The sequence below is a fragment of the Burkholderia sp. AU4i genome (assembly GCF_000466765.1).
Taxonomy (GTDB): Bacteria; Pseudomonadota; Gammaproteobacteria; order Burkholderiales; family Burkholderiaceae; genus Burkholderia; species Burkholderia cepacia.
The window spans coordinates 1-2,799 of sequence record NZ_ASSI01000388.1; the positions used below are offsets into that span (position 1 = coordinate 1).

Annotated in this window: 3 protein-coding genes; all 3 read right to left on the reverse strand. The window is 65.9% G+C overall.

All coding sequences use genetic code 11. The features are described 5' to 3' along the window. Nucleotides 1–675: glutathione synthase (gene gshB / locus L810_RS42940; RefSeq protein ID WP_042978416.1), on the reverse strand; the 675-nt coding region annotated here is incomplete at its 3' end. Nucleotides 676–701: 26 nt separating this feature from the next. Then, nucleotides 702–1,991, reverse strand: a complete 1,290-nt coding sequence (gene gshA / locus L810_RS42945; protein ID WP_021164335.1) for a glutamate--cysteine ligase — start codon at nt 1,989–1,991, stop codon at nt 702–704. 243 nt (nt 1,992–2,234) lie between these two features. Further along, the coding region (locus L810_RS42950) for an ammonium transporter (protein WP_042978417.1) at nt 2,235–2,799 on the reverse strand (565 nt) is incomplete at its 5' end.

Here is a 2,799-nt window from a genome sequence, read left to right on the forward strand (position 1 = left end):
ATACGGCACCGGCTCGCCCGCGATCAGCAGAATGCGTTTGTCGCCGGCCTTGATCTCGGGAATGAACTTCTGGATCATCAGCGAGCGCGTGCCGTCATGGCCGAGCATCTCGATGATCGCACCGAGGTTCATGCCGTCGGCCTTCACGCGGAACACGCCCATCCCGCCCATCCCGTCGAGCGGCTTCACGATCACGTCGCCGTGCTCGGCGTGGAAGGCGCGCAGGCGCGCCGCATCGCGCGTGACGAGCGTCGGCGCGACGAATTGCGGAAACTCGCCGATCGCGAGCTTTTCCGAGTGATCGCGAATCGACTGCGGCTTGTTGAACACACGCGCGCCCGCCCGTTCGGCAAGCTCGAGCATCCACGTGGCCGTCACGTATTCCATGTCGAACGGCGGATCCTTGCGCATCAGCACCGCGCCGAACGACGTCAGCGCACGCGACTCGTGAGCGGCCGCCTCGTACCACGGTTCGCGGTGCAGGTCGGCCGTGTCGCCGACGATCGTCACGCGCTGCACGTCCGCCTCGACACCGCTCCCCGTCCATGCGAGCTGGTGCGGCTGGCACGCGTACACCGCATGCCCGCGCCGCGCGGCCTCGGCCATCATCGCGTAGGTCGAATCCTTGTAGATCTTGAAGCGCTCGAGCGGGTCGGCGATAAAGAGAATGTCCATGAGGTCCTGTACGTGGCGAAGGTCCGTTATACCTGGATGGCTTCGGGGTCGGTCTTTTCCAGTTCGATCGACGACGCGATCAGCGACAGCCGCGCGACGACGCCGTACATGTAGAAACGGTTCGGCGGCGCGGCACCCGGCTTCGCGCCGGCATCCGGCAGCGCAGTGTGCTCGAAGCCGAGCGGCACGTAGTGCATGCCGGGCGCGTTCAGGTTCTGGTCGCGCTCGCGGCCGGCGTGCGTGCGGTAGAAGCCGCCGACCACGTAGCGGTCGATCATGTATACAACGGGCTCGGCCACTTCGTCGCCGACGCGCTCGAACGTATACACGCCTTCCTGCACGATCACGTCGCGCACCGCGAGGCCGGCCTTCGACTCGGCCATCTGCGCGCGCTCGGCCTTCGACATCCGGCCGATCTCGGCCGCGTCGTGCACGGTCATCACGCCGCGCCCCGCCGTGCCCGCGTCGGCCTTCACGACGACGTACGGCTTCTCGCTGATCCCGTATTCGCGGTACTTGCGCGCGATCTTCTTCAGCACGCCGTCGATCGCGTCGGCGAGCGCCTGTTCGCCTTCATGCGCCTGCCAGTCGACACCTTCCACGTGCGCGAAATACGGATTCACCATCCACGGATCGACGCCGACCATCTTCGCGAACTTCTTCGCGACGTCGTCGTAGCACGCGAAGTGCGTCGACTTGCGGCGCACGGCCCAGCCCGCGTGCAGCGGCGGCAGCAGGTACTGCTCGTGCAGGTTTTCCAGCACGGCCGGAATGCCGGCCGACAGGTCGTTGTTCAGCAGGATCGAGCACGGGTCGAAATTCTTCAGGCCGAGGCGGCGCTGCGAACGCTCGAGCGGTTCGAGCACGATCTTCTGGCCGTCGGCCAGCGTGATCGGCGTCATGTCGGTGATGCTCGGGTCGAGCGAGCCGAAGCGCACGTTCAGGCCGGCCTGGCGCATGATCGTCGCGAGGCGCGCGACGTTTTCGAGGTAGAACGCGTTGCGGGTCGGCAGCTCGGGAATCACGAGCAGGTTCTTCGCGTCCGGGCAGATCTTCTCGATCGCGGCCATCGCGGCCTGCACGGCAAGCGGCAGCACTTCGGACGGCAGGTTGTTGAACGCGCCGGGAAACAGGTTCGCGTCGACGGGCGCCAGCTTGAAGCCGGCATTGCGCAGGTCCACCGAACAATAGAACGGCGGGGTGTGTTCCTGCCATTCGAGCCTGAACCAGCGTTCGATCGCAGGCGTCGCGTCGAGGATCTTCTGCTCGAGTTCGAGCAGCGGACCGTTCAACGCCGTAACGAGGTGGGGAACCATGAATCACTCGCGAGCGGGAGAATGAAGATTGTAGAGCAATTGCCTTGCCCATTTGGGGATTGTTCCCGGCTTCACAAGGATATGCAGGAAGTTTTCGGCTATTGACCCGATAGAGTGAAGGGTTATCCGCTACGTCAGTGCGTGACAGGAGAAAAAAAGCCCGCCGGGTGGGCGGGCCGAAGTCGCTGCGCTCATTCGGGGCGGGCGCCGTCGTCGCGGCGGCCCGCCATTGATTCGTGTGACTTATTCCACGTGCTCGCCGTGCAGGATCACGTCGAGACCTTCGCGCTCTTCCTCTTCGGACACGCGCAGGCCCATCGTCAGGTCGATCAGCTTCAGCAGCACGAAGCTCAGCACGCCGCTGTAGACCAGCGTGATCAGCACGCCCTTCGCCTGCAGCAGCAGGCTGCCGTCGGCGCCGCCGATGTCCTTGACCGCGAACACTCCCGTCAGCAGCGCGCCGAGAATCCCGCCGATGCCGTGCACGCCGAACGCGTCGAGCGAATCGTCGTAGCCGAGCTTCGACTTGAGCCAGGTCGCCGACCAGAAGCAGACGACGCCGGCGGCGATGCCGATCACCAGTGCGCCCGCCACGCCGACGAAACCGGCGGCCGGCGTGATCGCCACGAGACCCGCGACCGCGCCCGACACGATGCCGAGCACCGACGGCTTGCCCTTCGCGATCCACTCGGCAAACATCCAGCCGAGCGCCGCGCAGGCGGTCGCCACTTGCGTGGTCAGCATCGCGAAGCCGGCACGGCCGTCAGCGGCAACCGCGGAGCCCGCGTTGAAGCCGAACCAGCCGACC